General features: G+C 60.2%; 33 protein-coding genes. All 33 read right to left on the bottom strand.

From position 1 onward, the window contains the following. Nucleotides 1-51: 51 nt before the first annotated feature. Nucleotides 52-504, bottom strand: a complete 453-nt coding sequence (rplQ, locus tag FIV42_RS18530) for a 50S ribosomal protein L17 (protein ID WP_141199127.1) — start codon at nt 502-504, stop codon at nt 52-54. Between the two features lie 24 nt (nt 505-528). Next, on the bottom strand, nt 529-1,533 hold the full coding sequence (locus FIV42_RS18525; protein ID WP_141199126.1) for a DNA-directed RNA polymerase subunit alpha: 1,005 nt from the start codon (nt 1,531-1,533) through the stop codon (nt 529-531). Between the two features lie 107 nt (nt 1,534-1,640). Next, nucleotides 1,641-2,036: a 30S ribosomal protein S11 gene (rpsK, locus tag FIV42_RS18520; RefSeq protein ID WP_141199125.1), complete on the bottom strand. Its 396-nt coding sequence runs from the start codon at nt 2,034-2,036 to the stop codon at nt 1,641-1,643. Nucleotides 2,037-2,179: 143 nt separating this feature from the next. Further along, the gene (rpsM, locus tag FIV42_RS18515) at nt 2,180-2,548 is read right to left on the bottom strand and encodes a 30S ribosomal protein S13 (RefSeq protein WP_141199124.1); all 369 of its coding nucleotides are present in this window, start codon (nt 2,546-2,548) and stop codon (nt 2,180-2,182) included. A gap of 78 nt (nt 2,549-2,626) precedes the next feature. Beyond that, nucleotides 2,627-2,740 carry a 50S ribosomal protein L36 gene (rpmJ, locus tag FIV42_RS18510; protein ID WP_141199123.1) on the bottom strand — a complete coding sequence of 38 codons (114 nt, stop codon included), beginning with the start codon at nt 2,738-2,740 and terminating at the stop codon, nt 2,627-2,629. Between the two features lie 77 nt (nt 2,741-2,817). Further along, nucleotides 2,818-3,036 (bottom strand): translation initiation factor IF-1, encoded by a 219-nt coding sequence (gene infA / locus FIV42_RS18505; RefSeq protein ID WP_141199122.1) that lies wholly within the window; start codon nt 3,034-3,036, stop codon nt 2,818-2,820. A 225-nt stretch (nt 3,037-3,261) separates the two neighbouring features. Next, nucleotides 3,262-3,903 carry an adenylate kinase gene (locus tag FIV42_RS18500; RefSeq protein ID WP_141199121.1) on the bottom strand — a complete coding sequence of 214 codons (642 nt, stop codon included), beginning with the start codon at nt 3,901-3,903 and terminating at the stop codon, nt 3,262-3,264. A gap of 107 nt (nt 3,904-4,010) precedes the next feature. Beyond that, entirely contained in the window at nt 4,011-5,378 is a 1,368-nt protein-coding gene (gene secY / locus FIV42_RS18495) for a preprotein translocase subunit SecY (protein ID WP_141199120.1), read from the bottom strand. Between the two features lies 1 nt (nt 5,379). Further along, entirely contained in the window at nt 5,380-5,823 is a 444-nt protein-coding gene (gene rplO, locus FIV42_RS18490; protein WP_141199119.1) for a 50S ribosomal protein L15, read from the bottom strand. A gap of 3 nt (nt 5,824-5,826) precedes the next feature. After that, nucleotides 5,827-6,012, bottom strand: coding sequence for a 50S ribosomal protein L30 (gene rpmD / locus FIV42_RS18485; RefSeq protein WP_141199118.1), 186 nt, complete (start codon nt 6,010-6,012; stop codon nt 5,827-5,829). 90 nt (nt 6,013-6,102) lie between these two features. Further along, nucleotides 6,103-6,609 carry a 30S ribosomal protein S5 gene (rpsE, locus tag FIV42_RS18480; protein WP_141199117.1) on the bottom strand — a complete coding sequence of 169 codons (507 nt, stop codon included), beginning with the start codon at nt 6,607-6,609 and terminating at the stop codon, nt 6,103-6,105. A gap of 11 nt (nt 6,610-6,620) precedes the next feature. Next, on the bottom strand, nt 6,621-6,989 hold the full coding sequence (rplR, locus tag FIV42_RS18475) for a 50S ribosomal protein L18 (protein ID WP_141201360.1): 369 nt from the start codon (nt 6,987-6,989) through the stop codon (nt 6,621-6,623). 73 nt (nt 6,990-7,062) lie between these two features. After that, nucleotides 7,063-7,602 carry a 50S ribosomal protein L6 gene (gene rplF, locus FIV42_RS18470; RefSeq protein WP_141199116.1) on the bottom strand — a complete coding sequence of 180 codons (540 nt, stop codon included), beginning with the start codon at nt 7,600-7,602 and terminating at the stop codon, nt 7,063-7,065. Nucleotides 7,603-7,626: 24 nt separating this feature from the next. Next, a complete protein-coding gene (gene rpsH, locus FIV42_RS18465; protein WP_141199115.1) occupies nt 7,627-8,028 on the bottom strand; it encodes a 30S ribosomal protein S8 in 402 nt (133 codons plus the stop codon). A 133-nt stretch (nt 8,029-8,161) separates the two neighbouring features. After that, nucleotides 8,162-8,347, bottom strand: a complete 186-nt coding sequence (locus FIV42_RS18460; protein ID WP_141199114.1) for a type Z 30S ribosomal protein S14 — start codon at nt 8,345-8,347, stop codon at nt 8,162-8,164. A gap of 17 nt (nt 8,348-8,364) precedes the next feature. After that, complete coding sequence (rplE, locus tag FIV42_RS18455) at nt 8,365-8,916, bottom strand: 50S ribosomal protein L5 (RefSeq protein WP_141199113.1); 552 nt, start codon at nt 8,914-8,916, stop codon at nt 8,365-8,367. Nucleotides 8,917-9,092: 176 nt separating this feature from the next. Then, complete coding sequence (gene rplX / locus FIV42_RS18450; protein ID WP_141199112.1) at nt 9,093-9,488, bottom strand: 50S ribosomal protein L24; 396 nt, start codon at nt 9,486-9,488, stop codon at nt 9,093-9,095. Between the two features lie 50 nt (nt 9,489-9,538). After that, nucleotides 9,539-9,907 carry a 50S ribosomal protein L14 gene (gene rplN / locus FIV42_RS18445; protein WP_141199111.1) on the bottom strand — a complete coding sequence of 123 codons (369 nt, stop codon included), beginning with the start codon at nt 9,905-9,907 and terminating at the stop codon, nt 9,539-9,541. Nucleotides 9,908-9,926: 19 nt separating this feature from the next. Then, entirely contained in the window at nt 9,927-10,205 is a 279-nt protein-coding gene (gene rpsQ, locus FIV42_RS18440) for a 30S ribosomal protein S17 (protein ID WP_141199110.1), read from the bottom strand. A 107-nt stretch (nt 10,206-10,312) separates the two neighbouring features. Further along, on the bottom strand, nt 10,313-10,513 hold the full coding sequence (rpmC, locus tag FIV42_RS18435; RefSeq protein WP_141199109.1) for a 50S ribosomal protein L29: 201 nt from the start codon (nt 10,511-10,513) through the stop codon (nt 10,313-10,315). Next, nucleotides 10,510-10,926 carry a 50S ribosomal protein L16 gene (gene rplP / locus FIV42_RS18430; RefSeq protein ID WP_141199108.1) on the bottom strand — a complete coding sequence of 139 codons (417 nt, stop codon included), beginning with the start codon at nt 10,924-10,926 and terminating at the stop codon, nt 10,510-10,512. Before rplP ends, rpmC begins: the two co-directional genes overlap by 4 nt. A 75-nt stretch (nt 10,927-11,001) precedes the next feature. Beyond that, the gene (gene rpsC, locus FIV42_RS18425; RefSeq protein WP_141199107.1) at nt 11,002-11,643 is read right to left on the bottom strand and encodes a 30S ribosomal protein S3; all 642 of its coding nucleotides are present in this window, start codon (nt 11,641-11,643) and stop codon (nt 11,002-11,004) included. Nucleotides 11,644-11,663: 20 nt separating this feature from the next. Further along, nucleotides 11,664-12,026: a 50S ribosomal protein L22 gene (gene rplV / locus FIV42_RS18420; RefSeq protein ID WP_141199106.1), complete on the bottom strand. Its 363-nt coding sequence runs from the start codon at nt 12,024-12,026 to the stop codon at nt 11,664-11,666. Nucleotides 12,027-12,122: 96 nt separating this feature from the next. Beyond that, nucleotides 12,123-12,407, bottom strand: a complete 285-nt coding sequence (gene rpsS, locus FIV42_RS18415; RefSeq protein ID WP_141199105.1) for a 30S ribosomal protein S19 — start codon at nt 12,405-12,407, stop codon at nt 12,123-12,125. A gap of 49 nt (nt 12,408-12,456) precedes the next feature. After that, a complete protein-coding gene (rplB, locus tag FIV42_RS18410; protein WP_141199104.1) occupies nt 12,457-13,296 on the bottom strand; it encodes a 50S ribosomal protein L2 in 840 nt (279 codons plus the stop codon). Nucleotides 13,297-13,367: 71 nt separating this feature from the next. Continuing rightward, nucleotides 13,368-13,685, bottom strand: a complete 318-nt coding sequence (locus tag FIV42_RS18405; protein ID WP_141199103.1) for a 50S ribosomal protein L23 — start codon at nt 13,683-13,685, stop codon at nt 13,368-13,370. After that, nucleotides 13,682-14,332 (bottom strand): 50S ribosomal protein L4, encoded by a 651-nt coding sequence (rplD, locus tag FIV42_RS18400; protein ID WP_141199102.1) that lies wholly within the window; start codon nt 14,330-14,332, stop codon nt 13,682-13,684. The genes FIV42_RS18405 and rplD overlap by 4 nt, the downstream gene beginning before the upstream one ends. 110 nt (nt 14,333-14,442) lie before the next feature. Then, nucleotides 14,443-14,751: a 30S ribosomal protein S10 gene (gene rpsJ, locus FIV42_RS18395; protein ID WP_141199101.1), complete on the bottom strand. Its 309-nt coding sequence runs from the start codon at nt 14,749-14,751 to the stop codon at nt 14,443-14,445. A 235-nt stretch (nt 14,752-14,986) separates the two neighbouring features. Then, nucleotides 14,987-16,180: an elongation factor Tu gene (tuf, locus tag FIV42_RS18390; protein WP_141199100.1), complete on the bottom strand. Its 1,194-nt coding sequence runs from the start codon at nt 16,178-16,180 to the stop codon at nt 14,987-14,989. A 253-nt stretch (nt 16,181-16,433) separates the two neighbouring features. Further along, complete coding sequence (gene fusA / locus FIV42_RS18385; protein WP_141199099.1) at nt 16,434-18,569, bottom strand: elongation factor G; 2,136 nt, start codon at nt 18,567-18,569, stop codon at nt 16,434-16,436. Between the two features lie 383 nt (nt 18,570-18,952). Further along, nucleotides 18,953-19,423 (bottom strand): 30S ribosomal protein S7, encoded by a 471-nt coding sequence (gene rpsG / locus FIV42_RS18380; protein WP_141199098.1) that lies wholly within the window; start codon nt 19,421-19,423, stop codon nt 18,953-18,955. Nucleotides 19,424-19,474: 51 nt separating this feature from the next. Continuing rightward, the gene (gene rpsL, locus FIV42_RS18375; RefSeq protein ID WP_141199097.1) at nt 19,475-19,846 is read right to left on the bottom strand and encodes a 30S ribosomal protein S12; all 372 of its coding nucleotides are present in this window, start codon (nt 19,844-19,846) and stop codon (nt 19,475-19,477) included. A 190-nt stretch (nt 19,847-20,036) separates the two neighbouring features. Further along, nucleotides 20,037-21,116: a nucleotidyltransferase family protein gene (locus FIV42_RS18370; protein ID WP_281285836.1), complete on the bottom strand. Its 1,080-nt coding sequence runs from the start codon at nt 21,114-21,116 to the stop codon at nt 20,037-20,039. Nucleotides 21,117-21,137 lie beyond the last annotated feature (21 nt).

The raw sequence follows: 21,137 nt of genomic DNA, 5'->3' as shown, positions 1-21,137 counted from the left end.
CCCCGACTAGTTCATAGCCGGGGCGTCTTCCAAATCGTTCTGGTGGCGAGATTATTCTTCCTCGCCCTCTTCGACGACCTCTTCGGTCTCGATGAGCTCACGGATGTGCGCCGGGTAGCGCAGATCTTCGGTGCTTTCCAGCGTAGCTCCGACCCACGAGATGCGCGAGATCGGGGCGTTGTCGCCGTTTCGGTTGCCGACCTTGATGATGCGGGAGTAACCGCCTTGACGTCCGGCAATCTCCTCGCGCTGAGCGAGGTCGTCGAAGACCTTGCCCACGAGCTCCTTGTCTTGGAGCACCGCCAGGGCCTGACGGCGAGCGTGCAAGGTGCCGTCTTTACCCAGCGTGATCAGCCGGTCGGCAAGCTTGCGAAGCTCTTTGGCCTTCGCGTCGGTCGTTTGAATCATCTCGTAGTGAACCAAGCTCTTGGCCAGGTTCTGCAGAGTGGCTTTGCGGTGGGCCGCGTCTCTGCCGAGCTTTCGTCCTCTTTTGCGATGTCGCATGGCTCTTTATCCTTCCAAACTAGCTTAGCCCTCTGCGGACTTCTTCTCGAGATCTTTCGGCGGCCAGTTTTCCAGGTCCGTTCCGAGCTCGAGATCCATCTCAGCGAGCAATTCTTTGATTTCTTTAAGGGACTTGCGCCCGAAGTTCTTGGTCTTCAGCATCTCGGCCTCGGTCTTTTGGACCAAGTCACCGACATACTTGATACCTGCACTCTGGAGGCAGTTGAAGCTTCGCACCGACAACTCGAGTTCGTCGATCGGCTTGAGCAGATTCTCGTTGAACTCTGGCTCTTCTTCCTCTTCGGGAAGATCCGGCTCGACGGTCTCGTCGAAGTTGATGAAAATGGTCACCTGCTCTTTGAGGATTTTGGCGCCGTAGGCAACCGCGTCCTCCGGGTGCACCGAGCCGTCGGTCCACACTTCGAGCGTCAGCTTGTCGTAGTCGGTACGCTGACCGACACGCGCGTTGGTGATCTTGTAGTTGACCTTGCGAATCGGGCTGAAGAGACTGTCGATCGGGATGGTCCCAATCGGGTCGTCCTCATCCTTGTTCTCCTCGGCGGGCACGTAGCCACGGCCGTGATCGACGGTAAGCTGCATTTGCAGCCGTCCGCCTTCGGAGACAGTCGCGATCACGTGGTCGGGGTTGAGCACGTTCACGTTGCCGCTACCAGCGACATCCTCACCGGTGACCACCTTGGGACCCTCGACGTCGATCTCGACGGTCTGGGCCTCATCGGTGTTCAGACTCAGGCGAAGCTCCTTGAGGTTCAGGATGATGTCGGCCACGTCCTCTTTGATCTCGGGCAGGCTGGTAAACTCGTGCAGCGCACCCTCAATCTTGACCTTCGTCACCGCCGAACCGACGATGCTACTCAACAGAATTCGCCGAAGTGCATTGCCGACCGTGATTCCGTAGCCTCGTTCGAGCGGCTCGCATACGAACTTCGCATACGTCTCGCTCTTGGAGCGCTGGTCGATGGACACCTCGCGAGGCTTGATCAGGTCTCGCCAGTTTCGGTGAAACATGGAATTTGCCTCCGCACCACGTACTTAAGGTAAGCCTCGGCGCCGGCGCGCTTCCATGAGCGCGCAGCACCGAGGTTCAATCGATTAAATTTCTCTACAGGCTCAGCTCAGACGCGCCGACGCTTGGGCGGGCGGCATCCGTTGTGAGGCAGGGGCGTGACGTCACGGATCTTCGTGATTTTCAGACCCGCCGACTGAAGCGAACGAAGCGCCGACTCACGGCCGGTACCCGGTCCCTTCAGATTGACCGACACTTTCTTGAGGCCGTACTCGTCCTGGGCCTTTCTGGCAGCGTCTTCGGCGGCCACGCCAGCGGCGTACGGCGTCGACTTACGCGAGCCTTTGAAGCCACGTGCGCCGGCGCTCGACCACGACAACGCGTTGCCGTTGGTGTCAGTGATGGTCACGATCGTGTTGTTGAACGTCGCCTGGATATGCGCCACTCCCACCTGCACGGTGCGGCGGGCTTTGCGCTTTCCTCGTTTTCCCTTGCCCTTGGCCATTCTCTCTCCGTTCGTTCGCACTCAGCCAGCACGCCACTGCCTGGACACCATCTTGGCCTCCAGGGTGCGCGCCGGCCCGGGCGAACCGACTGATATTTTGTACGAATCTCTTCGTGTAACTTCTCTTTTCGACTCGCCGCCGTTTATCGGCGCTTGCGAATCATCGCACGACGCGGACCACGACGGGTACGCGCGTTGGTGCGAGTGCGCTGGCCGCGCACCGGCAGGCCTTTGCGATGACGCAGGCCGCGATAGCAACCCAGGTCCTTGAGGCGCTTGATGTTCATCTGCACCTCACGACGCAGGTCACCTTCGACCTTGTAGTCGTTGTCGATGACCGTACGGATGGAGCGAACCTCCTCCTCGGTCAACTCTTGAACTTTGGTCGCTCCGTCGATCCCCGCTTTTTCGGCGATCTCTTTCGCGCGGGAATGCCCCACGCCGTAGATATAAGTCAGAGCGATTTCGAGCCGCTTCCGGCGCGGCAAGTCGACACCAGCGATGCGTGCCACGGTAAGACTCCTAATTCTCAATTATGCGTAAGCCGACATGTGCGTCGACCGCCGCCTCAGTTTCGTCGTGCCCGGGGCTTAACCCTGGCGCTGCTTGTGGCGAGGGTTCTCACAGATGACCCGGACCACGCCTTTGCGGCGAATGATCTTGCACTTGTCGCAGATCTTTTTGACAGACGGACGGACTTTCATTTTCTCACCTCACTGCCCACACCGAGCCGTCGGGCCCGGGCAGGCGTTGTATCTGAAAGCTTCGATTATCGTGCAGGTCACTTCTGGCGATAGACAATGCGTCCGCGCGTCAAATCGTACGGAGACAGTTCTACCGTCACGGTGTCCCCGGGGAGGATCTTGATGTAGTGCATCCTCATCTTCCCGGAGATGTGAGCGAGCACGGTGTGCCCATTTTCCAGTTCCACACGGAACATGGCATTGGGCAGCGGCTCGACCACTGTACCTTCGACCTCAATTGCTTCTTCTTTAGCCATCTATCGCTCACCCGATGTGATTGATGCGATGTTTCGTTTGTTCCCCACTCGAGAACAAGGTTCCCGGGAAGGGGGCGTTACATACATATTCGGGCCGACAAAGTCAAGCCCAAGAGGGTTTCTTCCCGTTTTCGGAAAGCCAACCCCTCTCCAGACGCCCTCATTGGCGGGATCGCGTCCTCCGCCAGGTCGCCTTCGCCGATCGCCTCTGCGGCGATCGCCTGATCAGTCGCTGATCGCCGCCTCGGCGCGCCCGTAGACCTCGTCGGGAGTTCCCTCTCCGTCGACGTCGATCAACACGCCTTGGTCGCGATAATAGTCGACCAGCGGTGCGGTCTTAGCATGGTAGGCCTTGAGCCGCTCTCGAATCGCCTCCGGGCGATCGTCGGGGCGCTTGACCAAATCGCTGCCGCACTCGTCACACACGCCCTCTTCAGTGGGCGGCTTGAACTCTTCGTGGAAGGTCGCGCCGCAGTTCGGGCAGCTCAGCCGCCCGCCCAATCGTCGCACGACCTCCTCTTCGCTGACCTCGATGTTAAGCACGGCCTCGAGTTCGACACCCATCTCGTCGAGAGCTTCGGCCTGGCCGACCGTGCGCGGGAATCCGTCTAGGATAAAACCGCCCTCGGCATCCGGCTCGCTCAATCGCTCCTTGACGATCCTGATGACCACTTCGTCGGGCACGAGTTCGCCGGCGTCCATGAACTTGGCGGCCTCTTTGCCCAACTCGGTCCCCTTTCGCCGCGCGCTTCGCAGCATATCTCCGGTGGAGATCTGGGGAATGTCGAACTTTTCCGCCAACTGTTGCGCCTGAGTACCTTTGCCGGCACCAGGAGGTCCCAACATCATCAATTTCGTCTTGGCCATATCTCAATCCGTCGCATTTCAAAAACGCAGCAAACCGGCCCGTAAACGAGACCGGTTTACCGCTCTTGTCTCTCAGCCTGCACCGGCCAACCGGCGCGTGGCTTCGGCTACGTATCGGTTCGATCGCGGCCCTTGATGCCGCCACCTCCACCACCGGTTTGACCGTTGGGGGTGGTGCGCTGCCTGCCGGAGCCGAACTCGTCGTAGTGCCGCGTGATGAGATGGTTCTCGATCTGGGTGACCGTGTCGAGCGAGACGCTGACTGCAATCACCAAACTGATGCCACCGAAGTGAAAGTTCACGCCCAATTGATCCTGAAGGAAAAAGGGCATCACACACACGGCAGCCAGGTAGACCGAACCGGCCATCGTCAAGCGGCTGAGCACATCATCGATGTACTCGGCAGTCTTCTTGCCGGGACGAATCCCAGGCACGAAGGCTCCCGACTTCTTGAGGTTGTCGGCGATGTCGACCGGGTTGACCTGGACCGCCGTGTAAAAGAAGCAGAAGAAGATGATCATCGCCGAGTACAGCAGGTTATAGCGCCAGTCGCCTGGCACCAGCACCGTCTGAATCCACTGCCCGATCGCGTGATCCTGGAAGTAACTGGCGATGGTCGTCGGGAACATCATGATCGAGACGGCGAAGATCGGCGGGATAACCCCGGCCATATTGACCTTCAGCGGCAAGTGGTGGGTTTGACCACCATAGATGCGCCTACCGACCATACGCTTGGCGTACTGCAGCGGAATGCGCCGCTGCGCGGTCTCCATGAAGGTGATGAACCCAGTCACCACCAACGCGATCACCAGGATGGCGATGATCGTAAACGTAGAGATCGCTCCGGTCTCAAACTGCGAGTACGTCTGAATGATCGTGGTCGGGAACGAGGCAATGATACTTCCCGTAATGATCAGGGAGATACCGTTACCGATTCCTCGCTCGGTAATCTGCTCACCGAGCCACATCACAAAGACGGTGCCTGCGGTCAACGTCAGACACGTCAGCAGTCGGAAGCCCCACCCCGGCTCGAGCAAAAGGCCGAGCTCGGGGTTGGTGTCGTTGAGGTTCTCCAGATACAGCGAGATGCCGAAACCCTGGATCACGCCCAGCAGGACCGTGCCGTAACGCGTATACTGCGTAATCTTCTTCTGGCCCTGTTGCCCCTCCTTCTTGAGCCGTTCGATAGCCGGAACGACCACCGTCATCAGCTGCAAGATGATGGAGGCGGAGATGTAGGGCATGATACCCAGCGCGAAGATGCTCATCAGTTCGATGGCACCTCCGGTAAACAGGTTAACCAGCCCGAGAAAGCCCCCGCCTGCTCCGCCCACAATTTGGGACATGGCGGCTCTATTGACGCCCGGGACGGTGATAAACACACCGACCCGGTACAGGGCGAGTACGCCCAGCGTAAACAGGATCCGTCGTCGGAGTTCGGGAACCTTCGTAATATCGGAGAACTTTGTAGCCACGTTAGACGCCCTCTGCGGTGCCCCCGGCAGACTCGATCTTCTGGCGAGCCGACGAACTGAACTTGTGCGCCTTGACGGTCAGCGCTTTTGTCAATTCGCCGTCACCGAGGATTTTGACTTCGTCGAATTGTCCTTTGATGAGGCCCTGCTCGCTCAGCGTCTCCAGATCGACGGTCGCGCCGTCTTCGAAGACTCGGTCGAGGGCCCGCACGTTAACGACAGCCACCCGCTTCGCATTCCAATTGCGGAATCCCTGTTTGGGAAGACGGCGGAACAGCGGCATCTGGCCACCCTCGAAACGCGGGTGCACATTGCCACCGCTGCGGGATTTCTGACCTTTCTGACCGCGACCACTCGTCTTGCCGAGCGTGCTACCTGTTCCGCGACCGACGCGCTTGTCTTTGTGACGGGCGCCTTGGGGCGGCTTGAGTTCGCTCAGATCCATTGGTCACTCCTCTAGTTCTTCGACACTGACCATATGCGAGATCTTGTTGATCATCCCGCGATTGGCGGCCGTGTCGTCTACAATTACGGTTTGGTGCCTCTTGCGAAGCCCCAGGCCCTTGGCAGTCTGACGCTGCGACTGCGTGCGGCCCGAGAGGCTGCGCAGCAGTTCTACTTTCAACTGTGCCATTATAATTCATCCCGTGCTCGAGTCTCCGACCATAGGGCCGAAGACCATTCGCACTCATCGGCGCGCCCCGCCACGGCGAGGCTGACGCACTTACTCTTGTTCTTCGTCCAGGGGCTGACCCAAGCGCCGACGATACTCGTCGGGGTGGCGCAGCTGCCTGAGCGCGTCCATAGTCGCACCGACGACGTTGTGCGGGTTATTCGACCCCAAGCTCTTGGTCAGGATGTTCTGCACCCCGGCCGCCTCGAGAATCGCACGCACCGCACCGCCGGCGATCACGCCGGTACCCGGGCTGGCGGGCTTCAACAGCACCCGGCCCGAGTTGTGCTGGCCGATGACCGCGTACGGAATCGTACCGCCTTCGACCAACGGCACGTCGATCATTGCCTTTTGTGCCGCCTGGTTTCCCTTGCGAATCGCCGAGGGAACCTCGTTGGCCTTGCCGTGGCCGACGCCGACTTTTCCGTCGGTATCACCCACGACCACCAGCGCACCAAAGCTGAACCGACGGCCGCCTTTGACGACCTTCGAGACGCGGTTGATGTCGATGACGTTGTCGACAAGATTATTGTCGTCTCTTCTTCTTCCGTAAGCCACAGTGACTCCCTTTAGAATTCAAGCCCGCCTTCGCGCGCTCCGTCCGCCACGGCCGCGACGCGGCCATGATAGATGAAGCCGTTTCGGTCGAAGACGACTTTTTCAATTCCTTTCTCTTTGACTCGCTCGGCCAATCGTTTGCCGATCTGACGAGCCTGCTCTTCTTTTTCCAGGTCGGCGACATCGTCACGCATCTCCTTATCTACCGTGGAGGCGCTGGCCACTGTGTGGCCATTGATGTCGTCGATCACCTGCGCATAAATGTGCTTGTTGGAGCGGTACACCGAAAGGCGCGGGCGATTGGGCGTGCCCAAAATCTTCTTTCGGATGCTGCGCTTGCGGCGCTGCCGCTTGCTCTTCAATTCACGTTTCTTAAGCATTGCTATCCTCTGCCATTTCGCGGCGGCCGCGCCGACGCTGCCAAACAGCGCCGACACGGGCCAGCCATCATCCTTAAGCAGCTCCAGCCTTACCGACCTTCCGGATGATTCGCTCGTCTTTGTAGCGAATCCCTTTGCCCTTGTACGGCTCCGGCGGACGCAGACCACGAATCTTGGCGGCCACCTGTCCCAGAAGCTCTTTGTCGGGGCTGGTCAACTTCAGCTGCGTCTGGCGCTCGATTGCCACTTCGATCTGCTCGGGAAGTTCGAACAGGACCGGGTGGCTGAAGCCCAGATCAAAACGAATATACTGACCGTGCTGCTCGGCACGATAGCCGACGCCGTGAATCTCGAGCTCACGGGTGAAGCCTTTGGACACCCCGTCGACCATGTTGGCCAACAGGCTGCGCACCAGGCCCTGGTGGCTGCGCGCTTGACGCGACTCACCGGGGCGGCTGACGATCAGCTCGCCGTCGGTGATCTCGATGCTCACGACATCGGAGACGTCGCGGCTCAGCTCGCCGTTGGGGCCTTTGGCGGTGACGGTTTGACCGTCGATCTTGATGTCGACGCCGTCTGGAATTTCAATCGGTCGTTTTCCAACGCGACTCATTACAAACCTCCCTGGAGCGAATGCTCAGTAAACCTCGCAAAGAAGTTCGCCACCGACGTTGGCTGCGCGAGCCTCTTTGTCGGTGAGCAAACCTTTGGATGTCGACAAAATGGCGATACCCAAGCCGTTGAGGACCTTGGGGATCTCGTCGACCTTGACGTAACGCCGACGCGAAGGACGGCTGGCGCGCTTGAGCGACGTGATCATCGGCTTGTCCTCGTCATCGTACTTCAGTTCGATGTCGAGGAAGCCCTGCGGTCCCTCATCACGCCACGAAGTCGCGGCGACGTAACCGTAGCGCTCCAAGATCTCTGCCAAGGAACGCTTCAGCTTGCTACCAGGGATCGAGACGCTTGCGTGGTGGGCAATCTGGGCGTTTCGAATACGGGTAAGGAAATCCGAAATCGGATCGTTGGTGTTGGCCATTGTCTCCTCTCTGACGAATTGGTTCCCGCAGGCACGCTTCTCCCCGGCCAAGGGGCGAAGTTACCTTCGTGGCGGGCCTGACTCGACTTTTACGTGAACCCACGTAAGCGGCGAGTACACGGGTCTGCTTGCTTTACCAGCTTGCCTTGACCACACCGGGGATCTCTCCCTGGAGGGCCAACGAACGGAAGCAGATCCGGCACATGTCGAACTTGCGTAGGTAGGCGCGCGAGCGTCCGCACAGCGGACAACGGTTGTACTCGCGAACCTTAAACTTCTTCTTCTTTTTCGCTTTTTCTTCGAGCGCTTTGCGTGCCAAAGCTAGTCTCCTTTAGGTTAGGAAGCCGCCGACTTCCGGAAGGGCATGCCGACTTTGGTCAACAGACTGCGGGCTTCGTCATCGTTTTCGGCCGAGGTAACGACCGTGATGCTCATGCCGCGAATCTTGTCGACTTCGTCGTAGTTGATTTCCGGAAAGATGATCTGCTCGGTGACGCCAACGGTATAATTGCCGTGGCCGTCGAAAGATTTCGGGCTGATCCCTTTAAAGTCGCGCACTCGGGGAAGCGCCACATAAATCAAGCGCTCCAAAAACTCGTACATGCGCTGGCCGCGAAGGGTGGCCTTCGTGCCGATGGGCATGCCCTCGCGCAGCTTGAAGCCGGCAATGGAGCGGCGTGCGCGGGTCACCACCGGCTCCTGGCCGGTGATCTTGCGCAGCTCGCCCACGGCGGCTTCTACTACCTTCGGGTTCTGAACCGCTTCACTGAGCCCCATGTTGACGATCACTTTTTTGATCGCGGGCACAGTCATGTGGTTTTCGTAGCCGAACTCTTCCATCAGAGCCGGTACGACTTCCTTTTGATACTTCTCTTGCAAAAATGACATCTTCGGACTCTCCATTGCCGACAGGTTTCTGTGCCGCCGGCTTCTGGTCCATGTTGGCCATCGGACCCGTCACAAAAAAATCGACGATGCCGCGCACCGCCGGTGAGGGTGGGCTTACCTAGCGGACCCAATAACTGGTGTCAAGGCGCTAACCCACCACTTCGGGCATGGACCGTTTAGGCCGTCTTGATTTCGTCGAAGACTTCACCGGTCTGCTTGCCCACGCGCACCTTCTGAATGCGCTCGGGCTGCTCACCGCCGAAGCTGTCGACCGCTTCGTTCTTCGTGTCGTACAACTCGCCGCCTTTGCCGACAAACTTCTTGCCGGTGCGCACGGGCCCGTCCTTCTCTTCGCTGTACAGGCCAACGTTGGAGGCGTTCAGCCATCCCTCGACCTCGACACGCGCACCGGACTCACCGGTCAGCGGGTTGGGCCGACGGTGCTTGACCACCATGTTGCGGCGAGCCACCTTGACGCGGTTCTTCTTCGGATCGACCTCGAGGACCTCACCACGGAGGCCCCGGTCTTTTCCGGAGAGAACCACTACTTCATCTCCTTTCTTTACATGCATCGGACAACTCCCGAGTTCTATCTGTAGTATCAGGGGCTGACACGCGCGGCTCAGAGAACCTCGGGCGCCAGGCTGATGATTTTCATATAGTTGCGGCCCCGAAGTTCGCGCGCGACCGGCCCGAAAATGCGGGTGCCCAGGGGCTGTCCCAGCTTGTCGATGAGCACGGCAGCGTTGTCGTCGAACCGGATGTAGGTGCCGTCCTCGCGGGCGATCTCCTTGCGGGTTCGCACGACGACAGCGCGCTCGACGTCGCCTTTCTTGACCTTCGAATTCGGCAGCGCCTCTTTGACCGACACGATGATTTCATCGCCGATCGATGCGTAGCGACGCTTCGAACCGCCCAGTACTTTGATGCACTGGACCTTCTTGGCGCCGGAGTTGTCCGCCACCGCCAGTTTCGTCTGCATCTGAATCATTTTGGACCTCGCGACCCGTTCAGACCACGGGTGCCTTTTCGATAATTTCTTTGAGCTTCCAGCGCTTGTGCTTCGACAGCGGGCGCGTTTCCTCGATGAGGACGCGATCGCCGACACGACATTCGTTTTCTTCGTCGTGCACTTTGTAGCGCTTTTGCTTACGAACGTACTTCTTATATTTCGGGTGCATGTACTGTCGGGTGACCGCCACGACGATGGTCTTCTCCATCTTGTCGCTGACGACCTCGCCGACGCGGGTCTTGCTGCGACCTCTACCCGTTTGCGTCTCTTCGGCCATACTTGTTCTCCTGGGGGCGCCGTGGGCGGGCGAGCCTCGAAGGCCGCCCGACCGAGCACCGGTCCCTTACTCGATTACCCGTTGGGGCTGGTTGACTCGGGCGCTTGTCACTGGCCGGCGGCGCTTTCGCGCTCGCGCAGCACAGTCTTGATGCGGGCGACATCGCGCTTGCGTTGGCGGATGTCGGCGACGTTTTGAAGCTGGCCGGTGAAGTGCTTCATCTTCAGCCGAAACAGCTCGTCGCGCACCTGGCGCTCGAGGTCGCGCAGCTCGTCATCACTCTTTTCTCTGAGCTCGGCGGCTTTCATAGCGTCTCTCCTCGCACCGCGAATTTCGTCTTAACGGGAAGCTTGTGGCTCGCCAGACGGAAGGCTTCTTCGGCCACTTCACGCGGCACGCCGTCCATCTCGAAGAGGATCCGGCCGGGCTTGACCACGGCGACCCACTCTTCGGGGCTACCCTTACCTTTACCCATTCGGACTTCGGCAGGCTTTTTGGTGATCGGCTTGTCCGGGAAGATCCGAATCCAGATCTTGCCCTGACGGCGGATATAACGGTTCATCGCGATACGCGCCGCCTCGATCTGTCGGGCGGTGATCCGATGCGGGTCGAGCGCGACCAGGCCGTATTTACCGAAGGAGATCTTGCTCCCACGGTAGGCTTTGCCACGCATGCGACCTTTCTGGCGCTTGCGCCACCGTACTCGTTTCGGACTCAGCATGATTGACTCCTTAGTAGTGAAAGCGACGCGCGAGCGCACCACTTTCGGGCGCCCGCAAGGCGAGCGCCTCGTCGATTAAAATCTAGCTTCGGCTTCGAGGACTTCGCCTTTGAAGATCCAAACCTTGACACCAATGATGCCGTAGGTGGTCTTGGCTTCGGCGAGGCCGTAGTCGATGTCCGCCCGCAGCGTGTGCAGGGGAACGCGACCCTCGAGATACCACTCGCGACGGCCCATGTCGGCTCCACCAAGGCGACCGGCGCAGTTCACGCGGATGCCTTTGGCGCCGAACTTCATCGCCGTCTGGACCGCCTTCTTCATCGCGCGGCGGAAGCTGACCCTCCGCTCGAGCTGAGTGGCGATGCCTTCGGCGACGAGCTTGGCGTCGAGCTCGGCTTTGCGCACTTCCTGGATGTTCAGGAAGATCTCACAGTCGGTCTGCTTCTTGAGCTCGTTTTTGAGCCCTTCGATGCCGCTGCCGCGCTTACCGATCACGATCCCCGGCTTGGCCGTGTGGATCGTGACCTTGACCTTCTTGGCCATGCGCTCGATCTCGATGTTGCTCACACCGGTGTGCTTGAGCCGGTTGTAGAGGAACTCCTTGATGCGCAGATCCTCGTGCAACCAGTCGGCGTAGTTCTTCTCGGCATACCATTTCGACGTCCACGGTCGAATGATTCCGAGGCGAAATCCTGTTGGATGTACTTTTTGACCCAAAACGACCTCCTAGAGGCTTTTTAGCGCGGCTCGAGCACCACGGTAATATGACTGGTTCGCTTGTTGATACGAGTGGCGCGTCCCATCGCCCGCGGCTTGAAGCGGCGCAGCGTCGGGCCTTCGTCGACGTAGGCCTGCGCGACGATCAACTCGTCGACATCCCAGTCTAGCTCGTCGCTGTGCTCGACGTTGTGCAACGCCGACTCGATCACCTTGGCGATGATCGGTGCGGCTTTTTTCTGCGTGAACTGCAGAATGTCGAGCGCCTCCAAAATCGGCTTATTTCGGACCAGGTCGATGACCGGTCGAGCCTTCTGCGGCGCGATACGGACGTTACGAGCCTTGGCCGTATTGGCCCGGTGTCCTTGATTATTTTTACCCATGGCTCTGACTCAAAACTTTCAAAATCGGAATCGTGACTGGCGAGGACCCATCTGGCCCCCGCCCGACTTGCCAACCGTGAGCCCGCTTGGACGGCATTACCGACCGCGAAGCTTACCCTTCTTGTCGGAAATGTGTCCGTAGAAGGTCCGCGTGGGCGCAAATTCGCCCAGCTTGTGGCCGACCATGTTCTCGGTGACGAACACCGGAACGAACTCGCGACCGTTGTGCACCGCGAAGGTCATGCCGATAAATTCGGGCACGATCATCGAGCGGCGGCTCCAGGTCTTGATGGCGCGGCGGTCGCCGGCCTCTTTGGCCTTGCGAACCTTCTTCAGAATGCTGTCGTCTACGAACGGGCCTTTCTTAATTGAACGTGGCACGTCTATCTCCTGTGTGGTTGGGGCGACCTGCTAAGAGGCCGCCGTCAACTCAACCTTTTTTCTTTTTCGTCTTGCGGCGACGCTGAATGAACTTGTCGGTCCGCTTGTTCTTGCGGGTTTTGAGACCTTTGGTCCCTTTACCCCACGGGGTGACCGGATGGCGGCCACCGGCGGTCCGACCCTCACCACCACCGTGGGGGTGGTCGATCGGGTTCATGGCGACACCACGTACACTGGGACGGCGTCCGAGCCAGCGGGCACGACCCGCCTTACCCAGCGACACATTCTCGTGCTCGCGGTTGCTCACCGAACCGACAGTCGCGCGGCACTCGAGGAGCACACGGCGAAGCTCGCCCGAAGGCAGCTTCATGAGGCCGTATTTACCCTCTTTTGCCATCAACTGGGCCCAGCAGCCGGCCGAGCGGGCCATTTGGCCGCCCTTACCAGGCTTGAGCTCGACGTTATGCACGACCGTACCGACCGGCATGTGCTTGAGCTTGAGCGCGTTGCCCGGGGTGATGTCCGCATTCTTGCTCGAGACGATCTCGTCGCCCACTTTGAGCTTCTGCGGGGCCAGGATGTAGGCCTTCTCACCGTCTGCGTAGTGCAGCAGCGCGATGAACGCCGAGCGGTTCGGATCGTATTCGATCGCGGCAACTTTGGCCGGAACACCGACTTTGTTGCGCTTGAAGTCGATCGTACGGTAGCGGCGCTTGTGGCCACCGCCGCGACGACGCACCGTCATGCGACCTTTGTTGTTTCGGCCGCCGCTCTTGGTGAGCGCCTGAGTCAGGCCCTTTTCCGGCGCGCCCTTCGTGACTTCGTCGAAGTCCTGCAGGCGGGCGAAACGGCGACCCGGCGCTGTCGGCTTGTAATTTTTAGTTCCCATCTTTGCTTCTCCCTCAATCGCGCGTCGGGCCGCAGGGGCCCGGCCGCGAATCTCGAGTCACCTCAGTAATCTCAGACGACGCCGTGCTCTTCGCCGGCATCTTCGAGCGCGTAGAAGTCGATCATCTCGCCTTCGGCCAGTTGAACGACCGCTTTCTTCCAAGCCTTGCGGCGTCCGAAGAAGCGACCGACCCGCTTGGGCTTGCCAGGCATGATCATCGTGTTCACGCGGTCGACCTTGACGTCGAAGAGTCGCTCGACGGCGTCTTTGATCTGGGGCTTATTGGCTTCGAATTTCACCCGGAAGGTCACCTTGTTCTCCAGCTCGAGAATCTCGGTGCTCTTTTCGGTCATCACCGGGCGAATGATGATGTCGTATGGAGTAGTCATCGCTTCAGGACCTCTTGGATGTGGTCGAGTGCTTGTTGACTCAGAACCAGTACGTCGTACCGGAGCACGTCCTCGACGTTGAGTCCCTCGCTGGCGAGGTACTTGGCGTCTTTGAGGTTGCGCACGGACAGGCGAAGCTTGTCGTTGTGAGCAACCGCGTTGGTCTCCTCGTCGCGGCTGGTCGCGTCGACGAACAGCGCGCTGGGAGCCTCGAGGGTCTCGAGGACCTGGGCGGCGAACTTGGTTTTGATCTCGGGGAATTCGAGGCTGTCGACGACGCGAAGTTGGCCGTCGCGAGCCTTCATGCTCAACGCCGAACGAAGCGCGGCTTTGCGCTTCTTTTTCGGCATCGAGTAACTGTAATCACGAGGGGAAGGACCGTGAACGGTACCGCCGCCCACCCACAGAGGGGAGCGGATGGTGCCGTGACGGGCGCGCCCGGTGCCTTTCTGGCGCCAGGGCTTCTTACCGCCACCGCGGACTTCCGAGCGACCCTTGACTTTGTGGGTGCCGGCGCGGCGACGAGCGCGCTGCCAATTGACGACTTCCCAAAAGAGGTATTCGCGCACCGGGGCGGCGAAAATCGCGTCGTCAAGGTCAGCGTCGCCGACCTTTTCGTTTTTTAGATCAACAACGTCAAATTTCATCTTTCGACTCCTGCGCCGGTCTGGTTCGAGCTCGACCGCGCGAAAGAGTGTGGTGAAGCGACCTGGCCACAGCCGGCGAGCCCGATGCCCGACAGCTGCGATGTGCCAGATCAGGTCTTAATTTCTACGTCCACGCCGGCCGCCAGATCCAGACGCATCAGCGCGTCGAGGGTCTGTTGGGTCGGCTCGTGGATGTCGAGCAGGCGCTTGTGTGTGCGCATCTCGAACTGCTCGCGAGACTTCTTGTCCTTGAAAGGACCACGAAGCACCGTCCAGCGACGAACGCGGGTCGGAAGCGGCACCGGACCGGAGATGCGTGCGCCGGTCTGGCGCGCGGTCTCGACGATTTCGGCTGCCGAGGCGTCGAGCAGCGTGTGGTCGTACGCCTTGAGTTTGATGCGAATCTTGTCGTTTGCCATGACTCACCCTGAGTCTGCGTTGGCCCGCCGGTATCCGATTGGCTCGGCCAGCGCAGCGTGAACCTGTTCTCGAAACAAAACGACTTCACGAGTCGACGAACAACGCATGAAGTCGCGTCAGTCATTCTGGAAAAATCCCGGCTGTCGTCAGGCGGGAGCGCGGACCCTACAAGAAGCCTTGCCTCAGATCAAGAGGCATTTCAGCTTCCTGCAGGGGCCGCAAGGATCGCCGTGCTTATTCGACGATCTCGGTGACCACGCCAGCGCCGACGGTGCGGCCGCCTTCGCGGATCGCGAAGCGCAGACCTTCGTCCATGGCGATCGGGGTGATCAGCTCACCGGTGATGGTGACGCGGTCGCCCGGCATGACCATCTCGCTTCCCTCACCCAGGTGCACCGTGCCGGTGACGTCGGTGGTACGGAAGTAGAACTGCGGGCGGTAGCCGTCGAAGAACGGGGTGTGACGTCCACCCTCTTCTTTGGTCAGGATGTAGACCTCACCCTTGAACTTGGTGTGCGGGGTGATGGTGCCCGGCTTGGCCAGGACCTGGCCGCGCTCGACGTCTTCCTTCTTGATGCCGCGAAGCAGGCAGCCGACGTTGTCGCCAGCCACACCCTCGTCGAGGAGCTTGCGGAACATCTCGACGCCGGTGACGACGGTCTTCTCGGCTTTGTCCGACAGACCGACGATTTCGACTTCGTCGCCCGGGCAGACACGACCGCGCTCGATGCGACCGGTGACGACCGTACCACGGCCCGAGATCGAGAAGACGTCCTCGATGGGCATCAGGAACGGCTTGTCGGTCTCACGCTCCGGCTCGGGGATGTAGTCGTCGACGGCGTCCATCAGCTTCATGATGGCTTCATCGGCCATCGGGCCGGTCTCGCCGTTGAGCGCCATGAGCGCCGAGCCGGTCACAACCGGAAGCTCGTCGCCGGGGAACTCGTACTTCTCGAGGAGCTCGCGCACCTCGAGTTCGACCAGCTCGAGCAGTTCCTCGTCGTCGACCATGTCGGCCTTGTTGAGGAACACGACGATCGCCGGCACGCCGACCTGACGGGCGAGCAGGATGTGCTCGCGGGTCTGGGGCATGGGGCCGTCAGCAGCCGAGACCACCAGGATCGCGCCGTCCATCTGGGCGGCGCCGGTGATCATGTTCTTGACGTAGTCGGCGTGGCCGGGGCAGTCGACGTGAGCGTAGTGGCGGTTGTCGGTCTCGTACTCGACGTGCGCCGTCGAGATGGTGATACCACGCTCGCGCTCTTCGGGAGCCTTGTCGATGTTTTCGAAGTCGACGTTGGTCGCCAGACCTTTGTCGCTGAGCACGCGGGTGATCGCCGCGGTCAGGGTGGTCTTACCGTGGTCGACGTGACCGATGGTCCCGATGTTCAGGTGCGGTTTTGTTCTTTCAAATTTCTCTTTGGCCATTTTGGTCTCCTTTCGATTGCTCCGTCGAGCGGTCGACAGCCGATCGCTCGCAGGCGTTGCTAGAGTCTTCTGAATGTTTGGCACGAGCGGGAGGCCGGCGATGCGACCCTCCGAGTCGGCTCGTTCACGACGCGCCGGTTCTTACATCTCGAGCGCTAAATTTCAACTGTCCAAGCCCCTCAAACGCAGGAAAACGCCTGAATCAGTACGATTGAGGCGTTTTCCTGCTTATTTTAGGCTGACGATGCCGAGATCAGGCGCCGCCAGTGGCCTTTTCGATGATCTCGTCCGCGATGTTCTTCGGGACGGTATCATAGTGCGAGAACTGCATGGTGTAGTTCGCGCGGCCCTGCGTACGGCTTCGCAGATCGGTCGAGTAACCGAACATCTCCGACAGCGGTACTTCGGCGTCGATAACCTGAGCGCCGCTGCGCGGGTTCATGCCCAGGACGTTGCCTCGACGGCCGTTGAGGTCGCCGATGACATCGCCCATGAACTCTTCGGGGGTGACGATCTCGACGGCCATGATCGGCTCGAGGAGAGCGGCGCCTGCTTTGCGCGCGGCCTTCTTGAAGCCGATCGACGAGCAGATCTTGAACGCCATCTCGCTCGAGTCGACCTCGTGGTACGACCCGTCGTACAGCGTGATCTTGGCGTCGACCAGCGGGAAGCCGGCCAGCACGCCACCTTCGGCGGCTTCACGCACGCCCTGCTCGACGGCGTTGAAGAATTCCTTCGGCACCGAACCACCTTTGATGGTCTCTTCGAATTCGATGCCACTGCCCGGCTCGAGGGGCTCGATGCGCAGGTACACATCGGCGAACATACCCTTACCACCGGACTGCTTCTTGTAGCGCTCGCGGTGCTCGATCTCTTTGGTGATCTTCTCGCGGTACGAGACCTGCGGCTTACCGACGTTCGCCTCGACTTTGAACTCGCGGAGCAGGCGGTCGACGATGATCTCCAAGTGGAGCTCACCCTGACCAGCAATGATCGTCTGGCCGGTCTCGTCGTCGACGTGCACGCGGAAGCTCGGGTCCTCGGCGGCGAGCTTTTGAAGCGACTCGCTCAGCTTGCTCTGGTCGGCCTTGGTGTTCGGCTCAACGGCAATCTCGATGACCGGATCCGGGAAGTCCATCGCCTCGAGGACGATCGGCTCGTTCTCGTCGCACAGCGTGTCACCGGTGGTGGTGTTACGCAGACCGACGGCCGCGGCGATGTCGCCAGCGAGGACGTCGTCGATCTCCTCACGCTTGTTAGCGTGCATGCGGAGGATACGACCCACGCGCTCGCGCTGGTCCTTGGTCGAGTTGTAGACGTAGCTTCCCGACTCGAGCGTACCCGAGTAGACGCGGAAGTACGTCAGGTGACCGACGTAGGGATCGGTCATGATCTTGAATGCCAGCGCCGAGAACGGAGCATCATCGTCGGCCTGACGGGTCATTTGGTCTTCTTCGGTCGCCTCGACGTGCTGCTCGGTGATGCGACGGAACGCGTCCGGAGTCACACCTTGGACCGGCGGGATGTCGATCGGAGCCGGCAGATACTGCACGACGCCGTTGAGCACCGGCTGGACGCCCTTGTTCTTGAGCGCGGTACCGCAGAAGACCGGCACGATCTCGAGATCGAGGGTGCCCTGACGGATGGCATCATGAAGCTCCTTCTCGGAGATCTCCTCTCCTTCGAGGTACTTCATCATGATGTCTTCGCTGAAGTCAGCGGCCGCGGCGACCAGCTCTTCACGAGCGGCTTCAGCGGCTTCCATCATATCTTCCGGAATCTCGACGTACTCGTACTCGGCGCCGAGGTTCTCTTCCTTCCACACGATCGCCTGCATTTTGACCAGGTCGACCGCACCTTTGTAGTGGTCTTCCTTGCCAATGGGGATCTGCATGCGCACCGGGTTGGCGTTGAGACGATCGCGCATCTGCTGCACGACGTTCTCGAAATTCGCGCCGGTACGGTCCATTTTGTTGACGAACGCCATGCGCGGGACGTTGTAACGGTTGGCCTGGCGCCACACCGTCTCGGACTGCGGCTCGACGCCGCCAACCGAGCAGAACACCGCCACAGCACCGTCGAGCACGCGCAGCGAACGCTCGACTTCCATCGTGAAGTCGACGTGGCCGGGGGTGTCGATGATGTTGATGCGGTAGTTTTCGTTGTTCATCTGCCAGAAGCAGGTGGTCGCAGCACTCGTAATGGTGATGCCACGCTCACGCTCCTGATCCATCCAGTCCATCTCGGACGTGCCCTCGTGCGTCTCACCAATCTTGTGAGAGACGCCCGTGTAGTAGAGCACGCGCTCGGTCATGGTCGTTTTGCCGGCATCGATGTGCGCCATGATGCCGATATTGCGAACTCGCCTAAGAGGTATACTGCGTCCCACCTTTGATCCCTGCCTTGTCTAGAGAATCTATCTGGTTCGATTTTCGCCCCCGCGCCCGCGCCCCACTTCGGTGGGGAGGTCGACGCCAAGGCGACTCACTGTGTCTTGTTACGAAAGGCTTTTCGCCTGCTTGCCCACAAACGCCGCGCGACCGACCGGAATTCCGCCGATACAGATAAACCTGCTCCACCGTCGCCGGAGGAGTGCGCGAACTCGAGCATTCTTCGGGCGCATCATCAGGATTACGCCACAAATGTCAAGTGAACTCAGGAGACTGCAAGTATCCCGAGGTGCTGGCGGAGGAAGCCAGGCGGGCGCAGCCAAGGGGGCCGGGGGCTCGGGGGCGACGCGGAAGGCCGCCCCCTACGAAGAGCCCGCGGTGATCACCACCGGTAGTGGGCGAAGGCCTTGTTGGCCTCGGCCATGCGGTGCATGTCTTCCTTTTTGCGCACCGCGTTGCCGCGGTTGTTCGACGCGTCGAGCAACTCGTTGGTCAGTCGCTCGACCATCGTGTACTCGTTGCGGTTGCGCGCGGCACCGACCACCCAACGCATCGCGAGGGCCATCTGGCGCTCGCCGCGGATCTCCATGGGAACCTGGTAGGTCGATCCACCGACGCGACGCGAGCGAACCTCAACCGAGGGACGCACGTTCTCGAGGGCTTCTTTGAAGACCTCGACGGGATCGGCACCGGTTTTCTCACCGATCATGTCGATCGCATCGTAGAGGATACGCTCGGCGACGTTCTTCTTGCCGTCGCGCATCATCACATTGACGAAGAGAGTGATATTCTTCTCGCCGAACTTCGGATCCGGCAGAGTATCACGCTTTGGGACTGGTCCTTTTCTGGGCATCTTCTAACCTGTTCTGTTTTGACCGCCGCTCCACAGCCGCAAAGGGGCTGCTTATCTCGGCTTCTTGGTGCCGTACTTGCTGCGACCCTGGCGACGCTCTTGGACGCCGATGGCGTCGAGCGTGCCGCGGATGATGTGATAGCGCACACCGGGGAGGTCTTTGACACGGCCGCCCCTGATGAGCACAACACTGTGCTCCTGCAGGTTGTGGCCCTCACCCGGGATGTAGCTGGTCACTTCGATCCCGTTGGTCAGCCGCACACGTGCGACTTTACGAAGCGCCGAGTTCGGCTTCTTGGGGGTCGTCGTGTACACGCGAGTGCACACGCCGCGCTTCTGCGGGCACCCTTTGAGCGCCGGGGCGTCGGTCTTCTTCTTGACCTGTTTGCGTCCTTTGCGGACGAGCTGATTAATCGTGGGCATCTGCTTCTACCTGTAAGATTCACATTGCGCGGGCCTGTCGCCACTGCAGCTCAGGGCCACTGTCTGTGCGTCAAACTCTTCTCCGCACGCCAAAACACACCTGCACGAGTTCGAATTTCGCACACGCGGGACGAGCGGACTTTAGGAGGCGGGATAATAGAGCTTTCCGAAGGCTTGTCAAGTGTAGGCTTCAGCCAAGTATCCGCGACTCGTAAAGCCGGTCGCGATCGACCGCCCCCAGGCGCTCCAAGGCCCCAAACAGGCCCCTTCCGAGCCGGTGCGGGCCGAAGATCACCGGGCGAACGGCGGTGGAGATCTTCGGGAAGATCCCATCAGCTACCGTCATACTCGCCCCCTGGAGCATGGAAGTGACCAATTTGGCGCCAAAACTCTGTTCATCCAGCCACCTCTCGACCCGCGTCCGTGGCCGCAACTCGATGAAGTCGCGCTCCAGCTTGGCAGCCGTCCATGCAGCCCAGGCCCGAACAAAAGGGTCCGCTGTTGGCTCGTAAAGCCGGCTCTTATGGCCCGTGAAGAGGTTCAGGACGTGTAGCGGCCACTGGATCAGCCCGTTCAGGCCCAGCCGATCGGCCATCGCACGGATCTCGTCTAGATCTGCAGAACTCTCGAAGCGATCGATCCAGCCGGTGATGTCCAATAGCCCCTTCAGAAACCCGCGATGCTGGTGGAAATGGTAACAGAGCTGGAAAAAGAGCAACTCGGGGCGAAGCGAGCGGTAGGTGCGATCGCCGATCTCGACCGCGATCGTCTCGCGCAGCAATTGGCTGATCTCTGGGCTGGGCAGATAGGGAAAGGCGATCCGCCAGTGCAATTCAATAAGGGTGCCGTAGGTCTCGTGCAGCAGGGCGCATTGATTGCTGGCCCAGGTCTTAGCCTTCGGGCCGTCCGTTGGACGATAGCCGAGCTCGGCGAGGGCTGTGATTGCCTGGGGGAGGCTTTCGGGAGCGCTCAGCAAATCCAAATCGGTGGTATTCCGCAGCCGAGGATCTCCGTACAGCAGGACCGACAGCGGCTCTCCCTTGAGCACGACCACGGGTGTGATGTGCTCGAGCGCCTCGTGCACACGCGCCAGCTCCGTGCGATAGAGTCCCAGACGCGCCCCATGCTCGATCCAGTAGCGACGAGCCGCGTGTGGAAGCTCGCCTTCGCGCCCGAGGAGAACACGATAGATCAAGGGAAAGACGCCGCGCTCGGCAGCCCGGTGGATGAGGAGTTCGGGGGCCCGGGGTTGGCGAGAGCCTCCCTCCACTATCCTACGGGAGACCAGCGA

This window comes from Persicimonas caeni (assembly GCF_006517175.1).
Lineage (GTDB): Bacteria > Myxococcota_A > Bradymonadia > Bradymonadales > Bradymonadaceae > Persicimonas > Persicimonas caeni.
Note: the sequence above shows the minus strand (reverse complement) of the source record. Positions and strands in the feature narration are given on the sequence as shown.